This window comes from Salipiger sp. HF18 (assembly GCF_011806505.1).
Lineage (GTDB): Bacteria > Pseudomonadota > Alphaproteobacteria > Rhodobacterales > Rhodobacteraceae > Salipiger > Salipiger thiooxidans.
This window is the reverse complement of record NZ_JAATOS010000598.1, coordinates 1-2,198: the sequence shown is the minus strand read 5'-3', so window position 1 is coordinate 2,198 and position 2,198 is coordinate 1. Positions and strand designations below refer to the sequence as shown.

Here is a 2,198-nt window from a genome sequence, read left to right as displayed (position 1 = left end):
CGCACGTCGGTGGACTCGGTCCGGATCGAGCTTGCGGAGTCGGCGGTCATCAGGCCGCGGCTGACGGCAAGGTCGAGCCCGTCGGCCACGCGGCGCACGTCCGACATCACCAGCCCGAGGGTCGAGCCCTCGGGCATGGCGGCCTCGTCGATCCTGCCGGAGACCTTGCCGTCCACCACGGAGGGCTGAACGAGACGCCAGATCACGAGGGCGAGGAAGGCCGGCACCATCACCTTCATGGCGACGTTCCAGCCGTAATAGTTCGGCAGAGAGTGCGGGCGCGCCCCGCCGGCGGTGGTCACGCGCATGCGGCCGGCGATGAAGCCAAGCACGGCCAGCACGAGCACGATCAGGATGAGCCAGACAACAGGCATGACGCCCCCCAGGTCGTTTCGGAAAATGTCCTAAAAGCAGCGTTGGGGCGGCGCGGAACGCCGCCCCTCGGCAATCGGAGAAATCCCGATTACATGTTCGAGCCCATGGTCTCTTCTTCCGACACCTGCGCCTGGGTGGCGGCCAGCTCGGGGTCGGACACGAGGCCGTAGTTGGCGAGCGGGCCGGACGGGCCTGCGATCTCGTCGGAGACGAAGAATTCGGCGAATTCCTTCAGGCCGGGGATCACGCCGATGTGGGCCTTCTTGATGTAGAAGAACAGCGGACGCGACACCGGGTACTCGCCTTCGGCGATCGTCTCGGTGGTCGGCTGGACGCCCGACATGGTCGCCACTTTCAGCTTGTCGGTGTTGTTCTCGTAGAACGCGAGGCCGAAGACGCCGACGCCGTTGGCGTTCGAGTCGATGCGGGCCAGGGTCTCGGTGGAGTCGGCGTCGATGTCGACCGACTTGCCGTCGGTGCGGACCGCCATGCAGGCGCCCTCGGCGTCGTCTTCCGACATCCCGCCGTCGATCATGGCCTGCATCGCGCCGGTGTCTTCACAGCCCTGCAGCAGGACCTTCTCTTCAAAGACTTCGCGGGTGCCGTGCTTGGTGCCCGGGATGAAGGCGGCGATTTCGACGTCCGGAAGCTCGGAGTTGAACTCGGCCCAGGTGTTGTAGGGATTCGGCTTCATTTCGCCGTCGACGAGCACCTGCTCGGCGAGCGCGTTATAAAGGTCGGCCGGCTCGAACGCGGTGAACTCGGGGCCGGTCTTCTGCGACGCGAAGACGATGCCGTCATAGCCGATGCGGACCTGGATGATGTCGGTCACGCCGGCGTCTGCACAGGCTGCGATTTCCTTTTCGCGGATGGCGCGCGATGCGTTCGCGATGTCGATGGTGTTCTCACCGACACCTTCGCAGAAGCGCTTCAGGCCAGCCGACGAACCGCCGGATTCGACCACCGGGGTCGGGAAGTCGAAGTTCTCGCCGAAGGCCTCGGCGACGATCGACGCATAGGGCAGAACGGTCGACGAGCCGGCGATCTGGACGTTGTCGCGGGCAGCTGCGGCGGAGGCCGAGACGGCGGCAATGGCCAGTGCCGATGCGGCGAGTTTCACGGATTGCATAGGAATGCTCCTGTCACTGGTTTCTGGCTCCTTCCCCTTCCGGAGCCTCGCCGCAGCCCTAGGCCCGACGCGCAATGCTTTTGTGACACCCGCGTAACAGTTTGATGACAGCAGCCAGAGAAAGTAAGATGACACCATCTAGAGGAGAATACCTATCCATCCCACAATTCACAGGCGCGAAAACCGCGCCACACCGCGTCAGGGGGAGAGCCAGCGATGAGAGGCCTCAAGCAACGGCAATTCCTGAAGGATCCACGATACCGCTCGGTCATCTGGATCGACCCGACTCAGGTTCGCCTGCAACTGGGCTCCAAGTGGCCCGTCGGGAGAGAGCGGCTCAACCGACTCGAGAGATTTGTCCCGGGCGCGCTGCTTGGCCCGCTGAGGGCCCCGATCAAGCACGCGGAACCCTTCGCGATTCCCGCCCGCCACTTCAGTGCCGCGATGCTCGTGCGCGAGACCCAGCGTTACCGGCGCATCGCCGATGCGCTCGACCACGCCGACGCGCTGCAGGACAGCCTCTGGTTCCACCAGATGCGCACCCAGCTCCGCGACACCGGCGCCGCCTATTACAAGACCCGCGCGCTCCGCAGCGAGGCCGAGATCTTCGCCTTCCTGCGCGAGGACCTGCTCGGACTGGTCGAGAGCATGCGCGAGAACGGCTTCGACGGCTCGCGGACGGGCTATGAAGCCA

General features: G+C 65.1%; 3 protein-coding genes. 1 reads left to right on the top strand and 2 read right to left on the bottom strand.

The genetic code is table 11. The annotated features are described in order from the left end of the window. Both HC022_RS24675 and HC022_RS24670 read right to left on the bottom strand, forming a co-directional pair. The coding region (locus HC022_RS24675) for a phosphate ABC transporter permease family protein (protein WP_175583729.1) at positions 1-374 on the bottom strand (374 nt) is incomplete at its 3' end. Positions 375-463: 89 nt separating this feature from the next. Continuing rightward, positions 464-1,504: a PstS family phosphate ABC transporter substrate-binding protein gene (locus tag HC022_RS24670; RefSeq protein WP_167454153.1), complete on the bottom strand. Its 1,041-nt coding sequence runs from the start codon at positions 1,502-1,504 to the stop codon at positions 464-466. A gap of 216 nt (positions 1,505-1,720) precedes the next feature. Here HC022_RS24670 and HC022_RS24665 point away from each other — a divergent pair. After that, a partial coding sequence (locus tag HC022_RS24665; RefSeq protein WP_167454152.1) for a hypothetical protein occupies positions 1,721-2,198 on the top strand: 478 nt, incomplete at its 3' end.